The organism is Desulfobulbus alkaliphilus (assembly GCF_016918545.1).
Classification (GTDB): domain Bacteria; phylum Desulfobacterota; class Desulfobulbia; order Desulfobulbales; family Desulfobulbaceae; genus Desulfobulbus; species Desulfobulbus alkaliphilus.
This window is the reverse complement of record NZ_JAFFQC010000005.1, coordinates 93,013-111,368: the sequence shown is the minus strand read 5'-3', so window position 1 is coordinate 111,368 and position 18,356 is coordinate 93,013. Positions and strand designations below refer to the sequence as shown.

The following is an 18,356-nucleotide window of genomic DNA, read 5'->3' as shown; positions in this document are numbered from 1 at the left end:
GTGGGGAGCGGCCGCGCCTCACTTCTTTTCCTTTCTGGTCACCGTCATTTCGCAGCGGTCGCAGTCAAACCGCACCAGGTAGCTGCCCGTCCGGTCGGCAAGCACAAGCGGAACGGCCGACGGTTGCCCCTCATGGTGCCTGCCCCCACACAACCTCAACTGTCTTCTTATACAGTATCTGCTGGTCATCAGGGCACATTCCCGCACGGCACCGGATCGCAGGCGCGGCGGATCGATGTCCTTCACGCCATGGCGACGGTAAAAGACCAGCGCCTTGCGGTTGGTGATCTGGTCGCGATAATCAACTGTCGCCCCCGGCCAGGGGACCTCCGTGGGAACGAAGGGACGAATGTCCCTCGGAAAGGATGCAAGCCGCATCGCCAGGTGAACGGCAAATGCCCTGCGGCGCAGTTCGTTGAGTGCGGCAGCAGAGACAAAAAGATCCGGGGGAAGGGTCACGAGCACATCGCGAACCGAAAAGATGGTGCCGCCGCTTTTGCTCAACTGGCGTTGCGCCATGGGCGCGATGGATCCCGCCCTGGTCGCCTCTTCCCTGGTTATGGCCATCGTGGTTGTCGAGCGGATGTTGTCTTCGTCAATGAGGGTGAGCTGCAGGCCACCGGGGTAATCACTTAGGGTCATACTCAGGGCGATGGTGCTGCATTGGCTGCTGCGTTCCAGGAGTTTATTGAAGGCGACATCGACATTGCGGAAAATATCCGTTCCCACGGTCAGGCCCAAAGCGGCTATGTCCTCCCTGGCATGGATGACCCGTTTTTCGACCCGGTTCACCCGCAGGCCGACAAGGGTCTGGTCGCGATTGAAAAAACAGAGGCCATCACCGTTGTGGACCGGTTCCTTCCCGGAAAGAGTGAAGGACCGTGGGCCGATGGCGACAACCCGGCCGATACACTTGCCGATGGATTTCGGTGTGCGGATTTCGGCCACAGCGGTGCTTTTCCCGGTCACGAAATAATCAGTGGCGCCACGGCTGAAGGAGCGGGACGGATCGGGGGTGAAGTCGAATCGGCAGCGACCCGACGAGGCGGGAGCCAGATCGGTGCGTGCTTCAAGAATGGCATCCAGGGCCAGTCGATAGGCGGCAGTGACGTTCTTGACGTAATTTTCATCCTTCAGCCGCCCTTCGATCTTGAACGAACGGATGCCGGCATCGATGAGGGCGGCAAGATGACCGGACAGGTCCAGGTCCTGCAGACTGAGCAGAAAACGGTCCGCGGCCACAAGCCGGCCCTCCAGGTCCCTGAGGTCGAAACTGTGCCGGCAGAACTGGGCGCATTGGCCGCGGTTGGCGCTCCTGCCAGCCACCACTTCACTGAAAAAACACTGACCGCTGTAGGCAACACAGAGAGCGCCGTGGACGAAAAACTCCAACGGTACCGTCGTAGCGTCACGGATTGCCCTGATTTCGGTCAGGCTCAGCTCCCGGGCAAGCACCACCTGAGCAAACCCCACTTGCTCCAGAAAGCGCACCTTCTCCACGGTCCGATTGTTCATCTGGGTGGAGGCATGGAGGGGGAACGGCGGCAGGTCGGATTCCAGCAGGCCGACATCCTGGATGATGAGCGCATCGGCCCCAAGCTCGTACAACCGGTGGCAGAGCGCCACGGCCCGATCAAGCTCTTCGTCTTCGAGGAGCGTATTCAAGGCCACATAGACCTTGGCCCGAAAGGCGTGGGCATGGGCCACCAGCCGCTCGATATCGGTCAGGCTGTTGGCGGCAGCCGCCCGGGCACTGAACAACGGCCCGCCGATATAGACCGCATCAGCACCATGGTTGACCGCCGCAATGCCGCAGGCAAGGTTTTTTGCCGGAGCCAGCAATTCAATGGTGGAGGGGTTCATGGGCTGAGGAGCTAGAGGATCGCCTGCTGCTTACTTTTTTCCCCTATTGGCTTTTTTCGATTGTTTGGTCTGTTTTTTTCTGGACTTTTTTGCTTTATTTTTCGATGTGTTAGTCGATGAAAAATGTGGCTGGGATTTTTCCGGCTGTTGAAAGCAGGCCCACCAGGACATATGTTGGTGAATGTCGTTTATGTGGTTTCTCTCCACCCGTATCCTGAATTTTTCCAGATGGTTCGCCTTGTCTGTTTTGAGAACCTCGGTAAACTCTTCATATCTGACATAGCCGGGATGGATCAATCCTTCTTCATAGGCTTTTCCAATGGCTTCCATCAATTCTTCAGGATACAGATCGTATATACAGACTGCCAGCGTATCGTGGAAACAAGATGAAGCCGTAGCTTCGTCGCCGGTAAATAATTCCTGATAAAAAGAGAGAACCTCTTCACGTGTTGCATATCCTTCGACGACCGCATAGGACAGGGCTTGAAGTGCCGAGCCGCGGCAATACTCGTAGGCATCTTTATTGAGTATTAACTCTTTGATTCTATCAATTCGCCCCCCACATGTCCTGAGGAGGACGATCGGCAGGTCACCAGTGATCGAATCGCCCAACAAAAGGCTTGGTAAATCGCCTGACAGACTGGCCAGGTCAACTATCACATCATGCGCTCCGCTTTCTTTAAAATACCCCAAGAGGATAAATGCATAAATATGGGCAAAATAATTGCAATCTCTATCTGCATAATGTTCTGGATTTTTCAGAACATTATCTAAAATACCTATGAGGTCAGGGGTAATTTCTTCACGCCGAGCAATTGCTGCATCGATAGCGTCTCGCTTGTATTCTTTATCATAAATTTCAAATGCTTGAAGAATATCATTAATTTCCATCTTCTCTTTCCATTATCGTTCAATATTGACGGTCCACGGCACTAAGTTTTCATAGTTTTGGGGTCAGGTCTTGAAATATCACTTTATCCTCGTGGCAGCCACGACCTTACCGCTGGCAATATAATGGATACCCACAATATCGGCGATATCTTTCAAGGTATAACCCAAGATAGGCCTTGTCGATTATCAGATGCTATTAGTTGTTGCCATTTCATCCTTGCCGTCGGGTCTGGTCCATCACACAATCACATACCGGTCCCCAGCCGGTTTCTCACCCGGACCGGTCCACTCGATCTCCGCCACACAGGCCCGGCACAGCCGGAAATAACGGATCGAATCAGAGCCGTGATCAATGAGTTGTTCCAGTTTATGCTGGAGTTGCAGCAAACGGTGCTCATTGAGATCCGGGCATTCAAAAACCGATTTCTGCACCCGCCGACCATGCCCTTTCAGGGCTTTCACCACCCGATAACGGACCCTATCGTCACTGATGTCAAAACAGATCACATAAAACATCGCATCATCTGATGTCCCAGGTTGTCACCGCGGCACCTGGAACGGGGTGTACATGGTGCCCTGCTGCAACACTTCGGCACAGTGGCGGCATTGGCTGTGGATGATCCAGCGCACCGATGTTTTCAGACCGGTGGGCGGATAGGTCATCCGCTCCTCCAGTTGGCGCTGATAAGCGGCGATCAAGGCCCGGGCAGCCTGGGGTTTCATCTCAACGGGCAACTGCCCTTCACTCCGCTCCTCCTCCCGCCGATAAACAAAATCCTCCGGACGAATGGCCTTGCGGTTGATCAGTCCCAGAACTAGGCGTTCGGCAATCGGCCGCCATTCCTCGACCAGGTCACAGGCCAGGGAAGGCCGGCCGGCCAGAATCTCATGGAGGCTGCCGCAGTAGGGATCGAGTCCGGTGCTTTTGATACCGTTGAGCACCTCATTGGTGAACAGGGTGTAGACAAAGGACAACAGGGCATTGACCGGATCCAGCGGCGGCCGCCGGTTCCTGCCGGTGAACCGAAAAGCCTCGTTGCGGAGCAGAAAGCCAAAAGCGCTGAAGTACAGCCGGGAACCATAGCCCTCCACCCCGCGCAAGGTGTCCATATCCGGGGCAACGGTCGCCTTGTCTCGCAACGCTTTTATCTGTGCGCCGACCCCGCGCAATGGATCGATGTTGTATTGCGAGGCCCGCCGCAGCAGCAACCGGGCCTGATTTTCCAGCTTTTCCCGAACAATGACCGCCGCGGTCCGCCGTTTATACTCCGGATCGTTGAACCGGACATATTGCTGCTGCCTGAGGGCGGTGTGGCTGGAATCATCGAGCAGCAGCCGGGCCCGGAACCGGCCGTTCATGGTCATGAATACGGTGTCGATACTATTGTTGATCAGAAAATCAAGCACCGCGCCACTGATCGAGGCCCTGCCCGCCAGGGTCAGCTGCTTGAGCCCGGCAGCCGGAATGGTCTCCACCACCCGCCCTCCTTTCATGATTTTCAGGCAGTCGCCATCCTTACGCAGGTAACTGCCCGCTTCAATGACATACAGGGTCTGCATGGCCCATCACCTCAGAGAAAACGTTCCACCTGGACAATCGCTGTTTTCAGCGATAACAGCGCGTCCTTGAGATTGACCACCTTTTCCTGGACCGCCGGACTCTCCTGCCCCTGCCGCAGGTGCAGCAAGGGATGGGGATAACCGGAACCGCTGAAAGTACAGGGCAGATCCGATCCCCCGGCCTGATCGAGCAGGCTGTGAATCCGTTTACAACCCAGCACCGTCCCCCGGACCCGGGATATTTTGAAATCGAGCAAGGGTCGATTATAATCCGGCAGTCTGGCAAACAGGTGGTGCAGCAGCAACCTGCCGCGGGGCAGATGACCAATCGTCCCCAGGACAATTTTCTCCTCGCGCACCGACAAGGGTTTACCTCCTCTGGCCATGGCAATGATCTGCCCTAGCATGGTGCATTTGGCTTCGAGTTCGGCCAGTTCGGGAAACTGTTCCGCCCAGGCCGCCAACCTGGGATGGACAACTATGCTTGCGCTCCGCTGCCGCTCCACCAGGGCTGCCACCGCCTTCGCCGGTCCGGGCCGCTGCGTGCGCAGCCAGGCCAGTTGCTCGTCTTCGGATCGGCCCTTGGGACCGACAAAAGATGACTTCCGCCCGGTGACCCGATGAATACCCAGGGGCAGTTTGACCAGGTTGCCGTACCCCTTGCCGGTCAAGCGATCCTGCTTGGGAAAGACCTCCAGGGAAAAACAGCGCAGATCATCGTTCAAGGCACCGAGCAGCACCTTGAGGGCGGTGCGCATGTCCGCGGCCGCCACCGGCTGATCAACCGGAAACCAGAAATGATAGCCCTTACCGCCGCTGATCTCGCCAAGACAGGTCAGTCCCGCCGCAGAAGCAAGTTCCATGATGCGGGTATAGATATAGGCCGATTCCCGCCTGATCACGGCCTTTTCCTTTTCCGCGGCCTGCCGGTCGCGCAGGGCGGTGACGAGATCGACATCCACGACCCCGGTCCAGACCTGACTCGCTCCGGTCAACAGATAAATACCATAAGTCCGTTTCCCCTGGATGTGCTCGCGGACGTCCTCCGGCTGCATCGGCCGCTGTACCGGGACATAGCCCTGTTTTCCCTCTTCCCGATCCGCCCACTGACGGGCAAAGGCCTCTTCCCGGCCGCGGAACAAGGCCATGTAGGACCCGAGATCCTCTTCCAGACGGCGCAAACGAGCAAAGGGTTCAAGGATATTTTCCTCCTCTTTGGTTTCCCCTGCCCCGCCGGATTGCGACTGGGCCGCGGCCACTCCCTCCCATTGCCGCACCTGCGCCGCCGGCACAAATCGTTGCGCCCGGGCCGCGATTTTCGCGGCCTCTCCAGCCTGGCCAAGGGTCGCGTGCAACTCGACATGCGCCTGCCATCCGCGCACGGATTGCGGCCGTTCCCGGTTAAGCCAAGACAACACAATCAGGGCCTGATCAAACAGACCATGCTGCTGGGCCACAAGGGCAAGGCCGAGGATTTCGTCGTCATCGCACCCATCCCAGAAGACCTCACCGCTGAAGGCCCTGCGCACAAAGGCCTGACCGGCATCATCAAAGGATGCCTTGTTGATCCGGTCGAGCAGCAGGCGGTGGTCCTGCCGGGGTATAGCCTGAATATCAGTATTTGGTTGTTGCAGAGCCATGGTTGTTTCCCCCTTGACTGTCCCGACCGGCAGCAGCCGTGGCGGCGGGCACCGCGGCGCGAACCAGTCCAGCAAGACGGCTGAAATGCGGATAACGGAAATGTCCGGCTTCCAGTTCCTGGATAATGGCCAGGGCCTCGGTGTTCCTGCCCAGCAGGTGCAATGCCGCTGCCTGCCAGAACAGCGCCTCCTTGGATGGATTGCCGTAGGTGTCCCGACAGAAGCTTGCCGCTCGGTCAGCAGCCTCCAGTGCCCGGTCGTATTCACGCAAGCCGAGAAACACCCTGGCCATGCGGATCAGGCTGACATGGCGGGAACGCTTGTCGCGTTCGCCACAACTCTGCAAGACCCGCAGGGCTTCCCGGGCCCTGCCGTCAGCAGCCAGGATGTCGGCCTCGGTCCAGAGCACGTACGGCCGCCGCCGATTACGCGGCACCTTGTTGATAAACCCCTTGGCCTTCTCCGGTTGCTGCAGGCGAAGGGCACAGCGAGCCGCCAACTCCCAGACAAAATCCGTGGGTTGATGCGCTTCAGCCACAAACCCCGCTGTTTCCAGGTGCTGCACCGCTTCCTTGTATCGCCCCAGGGCATGCAGCACCTTGCCAAAGGCAAAATGCTTGAACAGCGGGTGCATGAAATTGCGATCCTTGTCCTGGGGTTCCAGGATCTGCAACAGCTTGAGGCTCTGGGCGGCCTGGCCCGCTTCCAACTGACAGGAGGCAAGGTGATAGAGGCTCTTGATGTATTTGGGCCGCTGCTGGTGGTGGCGCTCCTGCTCCTGGGGGCTCTGTCGTTCCCAATTGCTGATGGCCTGGGTAAAAAGCGGGATAGCCAGCCGGGGTTTTTTTTCGATTTCCTTGTAGAGGATGGCTTCCCGGTAGAAAAAGGTCACCGAATCCGGCCGCAGGTCCCGGGCCGCGGCAAAATGGGTATGGGCCAGGGCGATCAATTCCTGCTTTCGTTTGGCGGGAATGATCCGCCGCTCGGTTCGGGCCGAGAACAGTTCATCCAGAGCCGCATACCCCAGGGTATAATGGACCATGGCATCCTCGGGGTGCTGGCCCGCCAGCGGGGTCAGCATCCGCACCGCTTCATCCGACCGGCGCAGACGGACCAGGGCAAAGGCCACCTTGACGCGGATATCGACATCCATCCCCGCGGCGACCTGCTCTGGCACCTTGTCCTCAAGCGGAAAAAACAGGGCGACAATATCCTCCCAACGATTCTCGGCCTGCAAGGCCAGAATGTCGTTGATGATCCGGTTATGGTCCCGCTTCAGCCCGTCCATGTCGCCGGCACAATTGACCCACTCGGCGAGCATCTGTTCCGTTTCCGCGGCCAGGCCTGATTGTGGTGCGGGAGGCCTGACCTGGTCATTGAGTTGAACGTGACCGACAACACGGGCATTTTCCCCTGCACCAATCTTTTGAGCTGCCTGTTCCATATTCCCTCCTCCTGCATAGATGTTTCTGGTCTTTACAAGTGGATACGGACAAAACAGCTCTTTTTTTGCAGAACGAAAAAAAAAGAAGAAAAACAGAAGAGCTGGGGCGGAGGTTGTCGGCACCAACCAGGGGGGACAGAGATTGATTGTCGCCCCTGAGACCCGGGGCGTGTTGAGAGAAGGTGGACCAGTTACGGCATACCGGCAGCCAGAGCCCCGAACACCGGACAGATTGCCTCCGGCATGAGTTACGCATGTGCTACAGCATGTACATCAATAGACCGACACTGCCGGGCACCAGCAGGAAGAGCAGCGCCCCGGCCAGACACCCTTTCCCTGGCTGCTGCTCGCTCTCCTGTTCCATATCTTCATAGAGGATGTAATCAAGGGCCTCATCCTCATCGAGGAGAGGATCGTGTTCGTAGTGTAAACCGGACATGCTCTCAATACCTTGTTTCTTTTTCATCTGAGCCTGCGGGCCGACGGCAACCCATTGGTACCAAGCCCCGGCCGCAAACCTGCACACGGAAGCCAACAACAACCCTGTTCAGCAGGAGCCCACCCCTGTGGGCGATAACAACGGACGACAACATGGGCAATCCCCTCTGGTCGGGGCATTCGTTCCGGTTCACCAAGGAGGTGATGGAATCGATCAAGAAAGGCATCACGATCAAGATTGTGTTGTGATCAGCTTACCACGGCTTTTCTCCATAAAAAAGATAGCTTGCCCGCTCATGATGCGGATTGCAACGTGTTTCTCTTATTTTCAATTTCTTATTTTTATCTTATACAAAGACCATGAACGCTATCAAATGGACAGAGAAGCATTCCGGCAATTACGAAAGATCAAGGACACGCATGCGAGCAAGCGCATTTACCAAGAAGCGCAAAACCTTGCCCATTTCCCTGAATGCAAGAACATCAAGCGACTGGTCAATCATCGGTACGGCTACCGGTTGCGTGTTGGAGATTGACGAGTCTTTTTCGAGTTTGACGGCGAAGTGAAAATCATATCCATAGAGGAGGTCAAGAAGCGCAATGAACGTACATATTGATGTCCAGATTATCAAGGATTCTTCCGGCAAGCCTACGTTCGCGGTCGTCCCCTATGAGCGATGGGTCAAACAGACATCTATCACCGCCGGGATGATCCCCAACGAGGTTGTTGGCGCCGTCATCATGGAAGGGAAAACACCTGTGCGCGCCTGGCGTGAGCACCTCGGATTCACCCAGGATGAACTTGCGGCAAAGGCGGGGATGACGCAGGCGGCGTTGTCACAGATCGAATCCGGCGAGCACAAAACCCGCAAAGCCACTCTTGAAAAGTTGGCGCTCGCCATGGGGATCACTGAATCCATGCTGCGTTGAAGGTCCACATCACCACAACGCCCCCTTGGGTAAATTGATCCATGACTGGACGATGCGCAGCATGTCTTTCCGGTATTCGGCGTTCTCTATGGACTTGACCATCTTGAGCGCCGCCTTGTGTTCGCCACGGCCATACAGCAAGATGGCTATCTTGAATCGTTCTGAATCAGTACCCTCGAAAAATCTCAGGGTTTCAGTGGCAAAAGGGTCATCAGGATCGCCACAGATTGTATCAATCTCTTCCCTGGTCGGGTTATAATCAAAGAAGTGCTTCGCCAAGTTACCGTCCATTGGTTAAATGTATCGTCTTCAGTAAGAACGCGAAGCGCTCTGTCTATGCAGACTCATTGAATATTGCCCTTCTGCGCACGATACAGCGCATCAACCACCGGGTCTTTAGTCTCAATCCCCTCTGATCGGGGCATTCGTTCCGGTCAAAAACAGGTTTGACAGCATACCGGGTTGAAATTGGTCTCAATCCCCTCTGATCGGGGCATTCGTTCCGGTGGGCAAACCCTGTCAACCTTTGTACAGGCATTGATTAAGTCTCAATCCCCTCTGATCGGGGCATTCGTTCCGGTAACAAGGACCTGCTGGATCATGTCATCGAGACCCTGTCTCAATCCCCTCTGATCGGGGCATTCGTTCCGGTTGAAGATGGATTACGAAAAATATCTGGTAGAAAACGGTCTCAATCCCCTCTGATCGGGGCATTCGTTCCGGTACAGCAGGGCAACTGAGATCGTAAAAGGCCCAGAAGTCTCAATCCCCTCTGATCGGGGCATTCGTTCCGGTGAACTGATATCCGGGCTTCGGGGCGAAAGGGCTAAAGTCTCAATCCCCTCTGATCGGGGCATTCGTTCCGGTTCTTTTCCCCTGTTTAAGGCTTTCTGTAAGTATTGTGTCTCAATCCCCTCTGATCGGGGCATTCGTTCCGGTCGATAATGGAAAAGAAGAAGAAGTGAGGGTGGGCAAGTCTCAATCCCCTCTGATCGGGGCATTCGTTCCGGTTGAAGATGGATTACGAAAAATATCTGGTAGAAAACGGTCTCAATCCCCTCTGATCGGGGCATTCGTTCCGGTCAAACCCCATGAAAAGTATCGCGATCGTATGGTCGCGTCTCAATCCCCTCTGATCGGGGCATTCGTTCCGGTTTGATGTTGACTATCCGCAAAACCTCCCTATTCCTGAGTCTCAATCCCCTCTGATCGGGGCATTCGTTCCGGTCCACTCCCGTAAACGAACGTCCGCTGTCAACGATCGTCTCAATCCCCTCTGATCGGGGCATTCGTTCCGGTCACAGCTCTTTGACAATCAATTTCCTCCTTTGTATGTCTCAATCCCCTCTGATCGGGGCATTCGTTCCGGTGCAGCTTGGCATTATTGGTAATAAATAATTGAAATAGTCTCAATCCCCTCTGATCGGGGCATTCGTTCCGGTCTCAATTAGGGCTCATAACCCTGATTTGATGGGATCAAGTCTCAATCCCCTCTGATCGGGGCATTCGTTCCGGTTCTACCATCGAGACCGTATCGAATCAAATGAACAAAAGTCTCAATCCCCTCTGATCGGGGCATTCGTTCCGGTCGTTCCCGTCGCCAGATGCTTAATCAATATTAAAAAGTCTCAATCCCCTCTGATCGGGGCATTCGTTCCGGTCAACCATTCGTAACGTATCTAATCAACTGAGCAAAGTCTCAATCCCCTCTGATCGGGGCATTCGTTCCGGTCCATCTTCACCGAAGAACTGAGAACAGTTGTGGCGGAAGTCTCAATCCCCTCTGATCGGGGCATTCGTTCCGGTAGGCCGTGAGCGACCAGCTTAGCAAAAAGTTGATCAGTCTCAATCCCCTCTGATCGGGGCATTCGTTCCGGTTGATATCGTTTTGGCTCATCCTATTGAAGAAATCATGTCTCAATCCCCTCTGATCGGGGCATTCGTTCCGGTCCCTACTTCCGATATGTGGTATCAGAGGCAATAAATTGTCTCAATCCCCTCTGATCGGGGCATTCGTTCCGGTACGCAAAAGGATTGCCGCACGCCTACATCGATAAATCCGTCTCAATCCCCTCTGATCGGGGCATTCGTTCCGGTCTACGAACACATTACTCAAGGCCATGCCGACACCGGAGTCTCAATCCCCTCTGATCGGGGCATTCGTTCCGGTCTAGATAACTTCGAACAGATCGTTAAGTTAACCGAAAAGTCTCAACCCCTCTGATCGGGGCATTCGTTCCGGTTCTTGTTTGGTGCTATGATTTCAATCCATTCGGAGAAGTCTCAATCCCCTCTGATCGGGGCATTCGTTCCGGTTGGTCTTGCCGGAAGTATCTGCGAAAACTTTAATTGGTCTCAATCCCCTCTGATCGGGGCATTCGTTCCGGTGAAAAGTTTCTGCTCTCCAAGCATACCATGCAACCAGTCTCAATCCCCTCTGATCGGGGCATTCGTTCCGGTTCTTGGAAGAAAAAGCCTTGTTAAATGAATTCTATGGAGTCTCAATCCCCTCTGATCGGGGCATTCGTTCCGGTAAGAACAACAAAGAAGAGGAACAAATGATTATACGTCTCAATCCCCTCTGATCGGGGCATTCGTTCCGGTTGAATCGGAAATTGACCTAAGCAATCAGGATGGTTCTGTCTCAATCCCCTCTGATCGGGGCATTCGTTCCGGTCTCATGGGTATTTTGGGACACGTGCGATTGAAGAGATTGTCTCAATCCCCTCTGATCGGGGCATTCGTTCCGGTACTGAACTCTCCAGCGGAGAGTGGCTGGTTGAATATGTCTCAATCCCCTCTGATCGGGGCATTCGTTCCGGTCATTGAGGATCGGCTGCAAACCGTGCGCGAGCGGATGTCTCAATCCCCTCTGATCGGGGCATTCGTTCCGGTGTCCAAGAAAGTGTTGGCGATATTGAAGCCTGCACTCATGGTCTCAATCCCCTCTGATCGGGGCATTCGTTCCGGTTCGCCGCCCATGCGGACGATTTTTTGGCTGAACAAGTCTCAATCCCCTCTGATCGGGGCATTCGTTCCGGTCAATTTTTTGGCCTCTTTAGAGGCAAGACCCCACGAAGTCTCAATCCCCTCTGATCGGGGCATTCGTTCCGGTATTACACAACAGAGGACCTGCCCGTTATCACCCCCCGTCTCAATCCCCTCTGATCGGGGCATTCGTTCCGGTTCCGTTAAGCACCATTCAATCCGTGACCGACCAGCTAGTCTCAATCCCCTCTGATCGGGGCATTCGTTCCGGTAGGTGAAGTAACGGGATCAACCCTGGACTCTCTTAAGTCTCAATCCCCTCTGATCGGGGCATTCGTTCCGGTAATTTTGCGATGTTTTATTGAGGATGAAGATGACGAGTCTCAATCCCCTCTGATCGGGGCATTCGTTCCGGTAGGTGGTGGAGATGTATGAGGGGAGCGCGGAATGAAGTCTCAATCCCCTCTGATCGGGGCATTCGTTCCGGTTTTCATCCGTTGTCACCCCCTCCGGAACACAGCGAATGTCTCAATCCCCTCTGATCGGGGCATTCGTTCCGGTTTTCAATTTTGAACAGAACGAAGTCAGAACAGTGGTGGTGTCTCAATCCCCTCTGATCGGGGCATTCGTTCCGGTCCACTATTGAAAGCATTTGCCAGTGAAGTACAATCGGGTCTCAATCCCCTCTGATCGGGGCATTCGTTCCGGTCAAAATGCTGGCCGAACGCTACAATTACTCGGTTGTAGTCTCAATCCCCTCTGATCGGGGCATTCGTTCCGGTCCGAAAACAGAAGAAAAGGCGCTGGCAGAAGGAAAGTCTCAATCCCCTCTGATCGGGGCATTCGTTCCGGTTTATTCCAGGGGTTCATCCTTGACCAGAGTAAAGCAACATGTCTCAATCCCCTCTGATCGGGGCATTCGTTCCGGTTTACACCAAGTACAAAACACTCCAGCAATTCGCAAAGTCTCAATCCCCTCTGATCGGGGCATTCGTTCCGGTGGAAGTACGACGATACGTTGAACCTGATCATGCAACTGTCTCAATCCCCTCTGATCGGGGCATTCGTTCCGGTCTAAACAGTTATAGCGGTACTCTGTTTTCTCTTTTGAGTCTCAATCCCCTCTGATCGGGGCATTCGTTCCGGTCAAAGATCAAGGGTCGAGGTGGACGCATGAACGAGTTGTCTCAATCCCCTCTGATCGGGGCATTCGTTCCGGTCAGAACACCAGGGACACCATTCACCCCAACGGAGGCAGTCTCAATCCCCTCTGATCGGGGCATTCGTTCCGGTTCAAGCTGTCGGGTCAGAAGAGTTCCGGAAAGGCAGAAGTCTCAATCCCCTCTGATCGGGGCATTCGTTCCGGTCCTGACGACGTACAAATAAAAATCGAATTCCATACCATGTCTCAATCCCCTCTGATCGGGGCATTCGTTCCGGTTCTTCAGTAGATAGAAGACAGTTGTGGCACGCTGTTTGTCTCAATCCCCTCTGATCGGGGCATTCGTTCCGGTGAAGAGATTATCAATCCAATCAAGGAGGAAGAAACTGTCTCAATCCCCTCTGATCGGGGCATTCGTTCCGGTTCGTCGTTGAACAGACGAGGCAAGATGAGATGACCAGTCTCAATCCCCTCTGATCGGGGCATTCGTTCCGGTCAAGATCAAACCTCCAATCTCCACCCTTTACGGGTGTCTCAATCCCCTCTGATCGGGGCATTCGTTCCGGTACGTGTTCATCGAGCTAATAGAGTTAGTCATTGGAGTCTCAATCCCCTCTGATCGGGGCATTCGTTCCGGTCCATTGCCGGCAGGAGATTACCTGGCGCAAATCGTGGGTCTCAATCCCCTCTGATCGGGGCATTCGTTCCGGTTGATCAGGCGTTGAAACAGAGAGTCATGAGGCATGGTCTCAATCCCCTCTGATCGGGGCATTCGTTCCGGTTACGAGTATCGCATTATGCGGCAGATGGTCTGTGAGTCTCAATCCCCTCTGATCGGGGCATTCGTTCCGGTTTTAGAAATAGAATCATACTGTGACAGGACAGGTATAGTCTCAATCCCCTCTGATCGGGGCATTCGTTCCGGTAATTGCGGATGGAAAAAGTGAAGCGGCGGCAAAAAAAAGTCTCAATCCCCTCTGATCGGGGCATTCGTTCCGGTAGCAATTCAAAATTGTTTTCCAATGAATTGCCAAACAGTCTCAATGCCCTCTGATCGGGGCATTCGTTCCGGTAAGAAGTATTTGGAAGGTGTGTAATATGCCACTCCATGTCTCAATCCCCTCTGATCGGGGCATTCGTTCCGGTGAACACTCAATCAACAGTCATGGATTAACGATGTGGGTCTCAATCCCCTCTGATCGGGGCATTCGTTCCGGTGAAGTAACTTTGATCGATGACTGTGAAACCTTAACGTCTCAATCCCCTCTGATCGGGGCATTCGTTCCGGTAGCACTTGGCTATGTGTCGAGATGGATACAGGAGCAGAAGTCTCAATCCCCTCTGATCGGGGCATTCGTTCCGGTTCATACATGTAACTGTCGAGGCTGAAGATATACACTGTCTCAATCCCCTCTGATCGGGGCATTCGTTCCGGTTGACCTTGCACTGTCAAGGTCAATCGGCAAGGAATTGGTCTCAATCCCCTCTGATCGGGGCATTCGTTCCGGTCGCAAGATTCATCCTTCGATACCTTGACCATTCAGTTGTCTCAATCCCCTCTGATCGGGGCATTCGTTCCGGTTATGACACAAGCTACTGCTTCCAAGACCGCTGCCAAGTCTCAATCCCCTCTGATCGGGGCATTCGTTCCGGTTCTACCCTCGAGTTTGGATACCTTGACCAGGAATCAAGTCTCAATCCCCTCTGATCGGGGCATTCGTTCCGGTGTATTCAGAGGTGATATTATGACACAAGCTACTGTTGTCTCAATCCCCTCTGATCGGGGCATTCGTTCCGGTCCACTAATAAATATCGTGAAGATAAAAATGAAGGAGTGTCTCAATCCCCTCTGATCGGGGCATTCGTTCCGGTATAACATTATTGATCGCCCATCAGTCGAAGTCTTGGTCTCAATCCCCTCTGATCGGGGCATTCGTTCCGGTTGATATTGAGCCTGTTTATAGGAGGTTGAGGGTGAAGTCTCAATCCCCTCTGATCGGGGCATTCGTTCCGGTGAAAATCTGCCCAGCCACAAACGGCCTGCCGACGCGGTCTCAATCCCCTCTGATCGGGGCATTCGTTCCGGTCCTTACCCTAAAATCTTTTATCTAATCCAGGTGTTACAAAGGGAAATTCGGGCACCTCCCCTGAAAAAGGGTTCGGGAATTTTATAGCGTGTACCAAGGTCCACGTTGCCCATGCCAATATCCTGTAAGCACAGAATAAAATCAAATTCGAGCACCTCCGTGCCAAATCTAACCCGAATAGTTCTGTCTGAAATTACCTTTTGTTCAATAAGACGGTCAACGCTGCAATTCAGGGGTGCCAAACGTTTAACAACCTGAACCGTATAAAAGTTTTGATGGCTTTTCAAGAAATCTCGGAGTTCGCAATGTCTGGGTCGGTCATCTTCTGAGCCTGCTGGTTGAGCAGTATCGTCTATAGTGGTGGCGGTACGCATGGGTTTACTCGATCAGCGTGATGATAAAATAAGATGTAGAATTGAAACATTTTCAGCAACAACGTATCGCATGCCCGCAAAACCACCAGGAGGTTGAAATGAAAATCATTTTGGTACCTTAAGTTGCTTAATGCGGCTATGAAGCTTGTCCCAGTATTCCTTCTTACCCGGGTTTTTCTTCCAGGCTTTTTTATTGTCAAGTTTCCACTCTTTGAATAGTTGTTGCAGGCTTTGCACCTCTACAGCAGAGAGATTTTCCACCTCTAAGCCAAGCTGTTTGCTACGGTTTGTCCAGTCACCAAAATTTTTGAAACCGGCGTCGGAAATCCTGTCTGGGGCACTCGCACCATCCTCTGCTGTGGTAGTTATGACTGGCTCTGATGATGACCACTCCAGGCCCGAAGCCGCCAGCCATAGCACAACATACTCATCACGTTCAACGCTCCATGTTTTTGGGAAATTGGTTCGTACACGCTCAGCCGCCATCTTGAATACGGAAGCCACTTCAACCTCGTTTTTCCAAGCGTCATCGAATTTCAGACCTGCCTGTTGCAGGTCCCCCCAGTTTTCGACCTTCTCCAATTGCGGCAGATGTTCACGCCAGGGGAACTTCTTTATTTCATCTTCTCTACGCTGCCGCTCCGCTTCCCTTTCCTGCCTGGCCCTTTCTTCTGCTTGCATCTGCTCGCGGATTTTTTGCGCGTCGTGTTCAGCTTGCAACCTGGTGGCTGCAAGCTGCTCGTACTCCGTTTTCATATTCGGTCGGTTATATACTTGCTGATCACACCAGGCTTTCAGTTGCGGCAACTCTCCCTGTGGGGTGATTTCCACCAATACCCAGCCAAAAGGCAGCATCTCTTTCTGCTGCTCCGCCTTTGGCGCCGCGAACCAGAACGTTTTCGTTTTGTTGAGAAACTCGAACTCTTGCTTGCCGGCGGCCTTGCCTTTCATTATTTTGATTTCCGCAACTCCGGTCAGTGTTTTACTCTCCGCACCACCATATTTGCCCAAACGCACCAGCATTGCTTTTCCTGCGTCAAGCAACGGCTTGAGTTCACCGTCCAAAAGCCCTTCTATATCAGCCTTCCATTTTGGGTCAATCATGCCTGTTATTACCATGTCGCGGAGTTCTTCGCGCAGACGAGGCCGGTGATATTCATTACAGTCCCTGGCGACCTGAGCGAGTTCAGGCCGCATATCTCTCCTGGGAACGTTACGTTTAGTATTCATCGAGGCCTCGAGGCCTCGGTCACCAAGATCATGAACGGTTATTGTTCCGGTAAAAGCACGATATTGACCGGGCAAGATAACCTCTTTTCGCGCCACAACGCCTCTGGGTTCTTTTTCCTGCCCGGTTTTCCGGTCATATTTTCTTAATTTGTAGCGATTGACAGCATAGAGGATCTGCCGGTCAATATCGTTGGAAGGCATGCAATCAGCAACTTTCAGTAACCGTAGCGGACTTGTGGCAAAGTCGCCCCCCAGTAAACGAACGGCCAATTTTCCGCTGTTTCTCTTTTCGTCCCGGTCGACAATTGGCCGACTTTTGTTGAGCCTGTCCATCAATGCTGTTCTGAGTGCTCCTTTCAAACTACTGCCAGGTATATACAATCTGTTCCTGCTATGGATATGCCGCTCAATGGCAAACTGATTAAAAACTTGCCTGCCGCCGCCTTCAAGATTGGCAACTTTGCCAATTTTATTGTGGTAATCACTTGCCACACCATCAGCAACTGGCATTACCACCTGAGAATACGGAATGAAAAACGACCTATTGTCCCGAAAAAACCGCTGGATACCAAGTAAATTAGCACTTTCTGCCAGCTCGGTCAGCTTTTGCGCCTGAGTGTCCGGTAAAACTGTCTTACCGGGGTCAAAACCGTACAGCTGTTTTTTCTCAGAATCTATAACATAATTGGTCGGTTCAAAATCTTCACCGCAACCGATATGAATTGGCGAAAGAGGAGTGACAGCAAGCTGACATATTTCCATAAATTTCATTGTGAATCCTCCAGGAAAATACCCTGTACCGGTGCGTATCCCTGACTCACCGTTTCGGGCTGACTCGGGGAAACGCCACCCAAACCCTGACCGATGAAAAGGCGACGGACTTGCGAGGTCTCCCCTGCTGGTGTAAACACACCACCGGTGGCCGCAAGGAGAACGGGGCGTTTGAAGGGGCTTCCGGCAAGTGCCAACGTACTGCCATGACGGCCGAAACGTGTAAAGGGTCGATAATAGCTCTTTCCACCATCAAACCCCAAACCTTGGGGTGCGCAAGGGGCAAGAGTCAGCCAAGCATTGGCTTTGTTGATGTTTGCCAAGGAAACGCGTTTCACTTCACCAACGAGGTTAAATTTACCAAGACCGATGCTGGCATCGCGGCCATAACCACTTTGGCCGATATCAGTGAGCGCGGCTGTCAATTCTTCTTTGCTGATTCGCTCTGTATCGAATAGCATATGGAGGTCAAAGCGCATGGCTGGGTGAAACCAGATCTGCGACATACTGTACGGCGCGAACATCCCCTCGCCGGTGGTGCCGGTGGCACGATTGATACTGTTGTGCGGCTGCGCCGTGATCTTTTGCAGGGCCGCGTTATCCGAGGAAAAGCCGCTATCACCCAAGATGATGTCCGCAGCTTCATGATCGGATTTGGCCCGCCTTTGCCATTCCCGAAAATCAGTGTCCATCTCCGCCACCGCAAGCCAGCGCTTTTTCTTCAAGGTCTTGCGATCTTCCGAGCTTTCATGAAAAAACCGAGACGGCACCGCAGGCAGGGGAAAAAAACCTTGCGGGAAGGCATCGGATATGACCACGAACGGCCGGCCTTCGGTATAGCCTTGCAAGCGTTCGACAAGCCAACCTTTGCCAAAACGATGCCTGAGCGCCCAGCAAAGCTGACCAAACAGGGTATCGCCCACAAGCGGGGTGCCGAAAGCAGAGCAGGGCTGGATGGTACAACACAGTGTGTCCATG

At 53.6% G+C, this 18,356-nt stretch carries 12 protein-coding genes, 1 pseudogene and 1 CRISPR repeat array; of the genes and pseudogenes, 2 read left to right on the top strand and 11 right to left on the bottom strand.

The window, feature by feature from the left end:
• Positions 1-18: 18 nt before the first annotated feature.
• The 7 genes from JWG43_RS04430 to JWG43_RS04400 form a co-directional block, all read right to left on the bottom strand.
• Entirely contained in the window at positions 19-1,863 is a 1,845-nt protein-coding gene (locus JWG43_RS04430; RefSeq protein ID WP_205241612.1) for a peptidase U32 family protein, read from the bottom strand.
• A gap of 30 nt (positions 1,864-1,893) precedes the next feature.
• Positions 1,894-2,754 (bottom strand): DUF1186 domain-containing protein, encoded by an 861-nt coding sequence (locus JWG43_RS04425; RefSeq protein ID WP_205241611.1) that lies wholly within the window; start codon positions 2,752-2,754, stop codon positions 1,894-1,896.
• A 237-nt stretch (positions 2,755-2,991) separates the two neighbouring features.
• Complete coding sequence (gene cas2 / locus JWG43_RS04420; RefSeq protein WP_205241610.1) at positions 2,992-3,270, bottom strand: CRISPR-associated endonuclease Cas2; 279 nt, start codon at positions 3,268-3,270, stop codon at positions 2,992-2,994.
• A 24-nt stretch (positions 3,271-3,294) separates the two neighbouring features.
• Entirely contained in the window at positions 3,295-4,314 is a 1,020-nt protein-coding gene (gene cas1 / locus JWG43_RS04415; RefSeq protein ID WP_205241609.1) for a CRISPR-associated endonuclease Cas1, read from the bottom strand.
• An 11-nt stretch (positions 4,315-4,325) separates the two neighbouring features.
• Complete coding sequence (locus JWG43_RS04410) at positions 4,326-5,954, bottom strand: CRISPR-associated primase-polymerase type A1 (protein WP_205241608.1); 1,629 nt, start codon at positions 5,952-5,954, stop codon at positions 4,326-4,328.
• Positions 5,929-7,398, bottom strand: coding sequence for a tetratricopeptide repeat protein (locus JWG43_RS04405; RefSeq protein WP_205241607.1), 1,470 nt, complete (start codon positions 7,396-7,398; stop codon positions 5,929-5,931). Before JWG43_RS04405 ends, JWG43_RS04410 begins: the two co-directional genes overlap by 26 nt.
• Before the next feature lie 259 nt (positions 7,399-7,657).
• Positions 7,658-7,864: a hypothetical protein gene (locus JWG43_RS04400; RefSeq protein ID WP_205241606.1), complete on the bottom strand. Its 207-nt coding sequence runs from the start codon at positions 7,862-7,864 to the stop codon at positions 7,658-7,660.
• Between the two features lie 332 nt (positions 7,865-8,196).
• Here JWG43_RS04400 and JWG43_RS20195 point away from each other — a divergent pair.
• Together JWG43_RS20195 and JWG43_RS04390 are read left to right on the top strand one after the other, a co-directional pair.
• Positions 8,197-8,453, top strand: a pseudogene (locus JWG43_RS20195) (type II toxin-antitoxin system RelE family toxin).
• The gene (locus JWG43_RS04390) at positions 8,437-8,766 is read left to right on the top strand and encodes a helix-turn-helix domain-containing protein (protein WP_205241604.1); all 330 of its coding nucleotides are present in this window, start codon (positions 8,437-8,439) and stop codon (positions 8,764-8,766) included. Before JWG43_RS20195 ends, JWG43_RS04390 begins: the two are co-directional and overlap by 17 nt.
• 9 nt (positions 8,767-8,775) lie before the next feature.
• Here JWG43_RS04390 and JWG43_RS04385 read toward each other — a convergent pair whose 3' ends face one another.
• The 4 genes from JWG43_RS04385 to csm4 form a co-directional block, all read right to left on the bottom strand.
• On the bottom strand, positions 8,776-9,045 hold the full coding sequence (locus JWG43_RS04385) for a hypothetical protein (protein ID WP_205241603.1): 270 nt from the start codon (positions 9,043-9,045) through the stop codon (positions 8,776-8,778).
• 120 nt (positions 9,046-9,165) lie between these two features.
• Positions 9,166-15,003: direct repeats of the CRISPR family, unit length 36 nt; unit sequence GTCTCAATCCCCTCTGATCGGGGCATTCGTTCCGGT.
• A 17-nt stretch (positions 15,004-15,020) separates the two neighbouring features.
• A complete protein-coding gene (locus tag JWG43_RS04380; RefSeq protein WP_205241602.1) occupies positions 15,021-15,377 on the bottom strand; it encodes a hypothetical protein in 357 nt (118 codons plus the stop codon).
• Positions 15,378-15,482: 105 nt separating this feature from the next.
• The gene (gene csm5, locus JWG43_RS04375; RefSeq protein ID WP_205241601.1) at positions 15,483-17,378 is read right to left on the bottom strand and encodes a type III-A CRISPR-associated RAMP protein Csm5; all 1,896 of its coding nucleotides are present in this window, start codon (positions 17,376-17,378) and stop codon (positions 15,483-15,485) included.
• Positions 17,375-18,355 carry a type III-A CRISPR-associated RAMP protein Csm4 gene (gene csm4, locus JWG43_RS04370; protein ID WP_205241600.1) on the bottom strand — a complete coding sequence of 327 codons (981 nt, stop codon included), beginning with the start codon at positions 18,353-18,355 and terminating at the stop codon, positions 17,375-17,377. Before csm4 ends, csm5 begins: the two co-directional genes overlap by 4 nt.
• Between the last annotated feature and the right edge of the window lies 1 nt (position 18,356).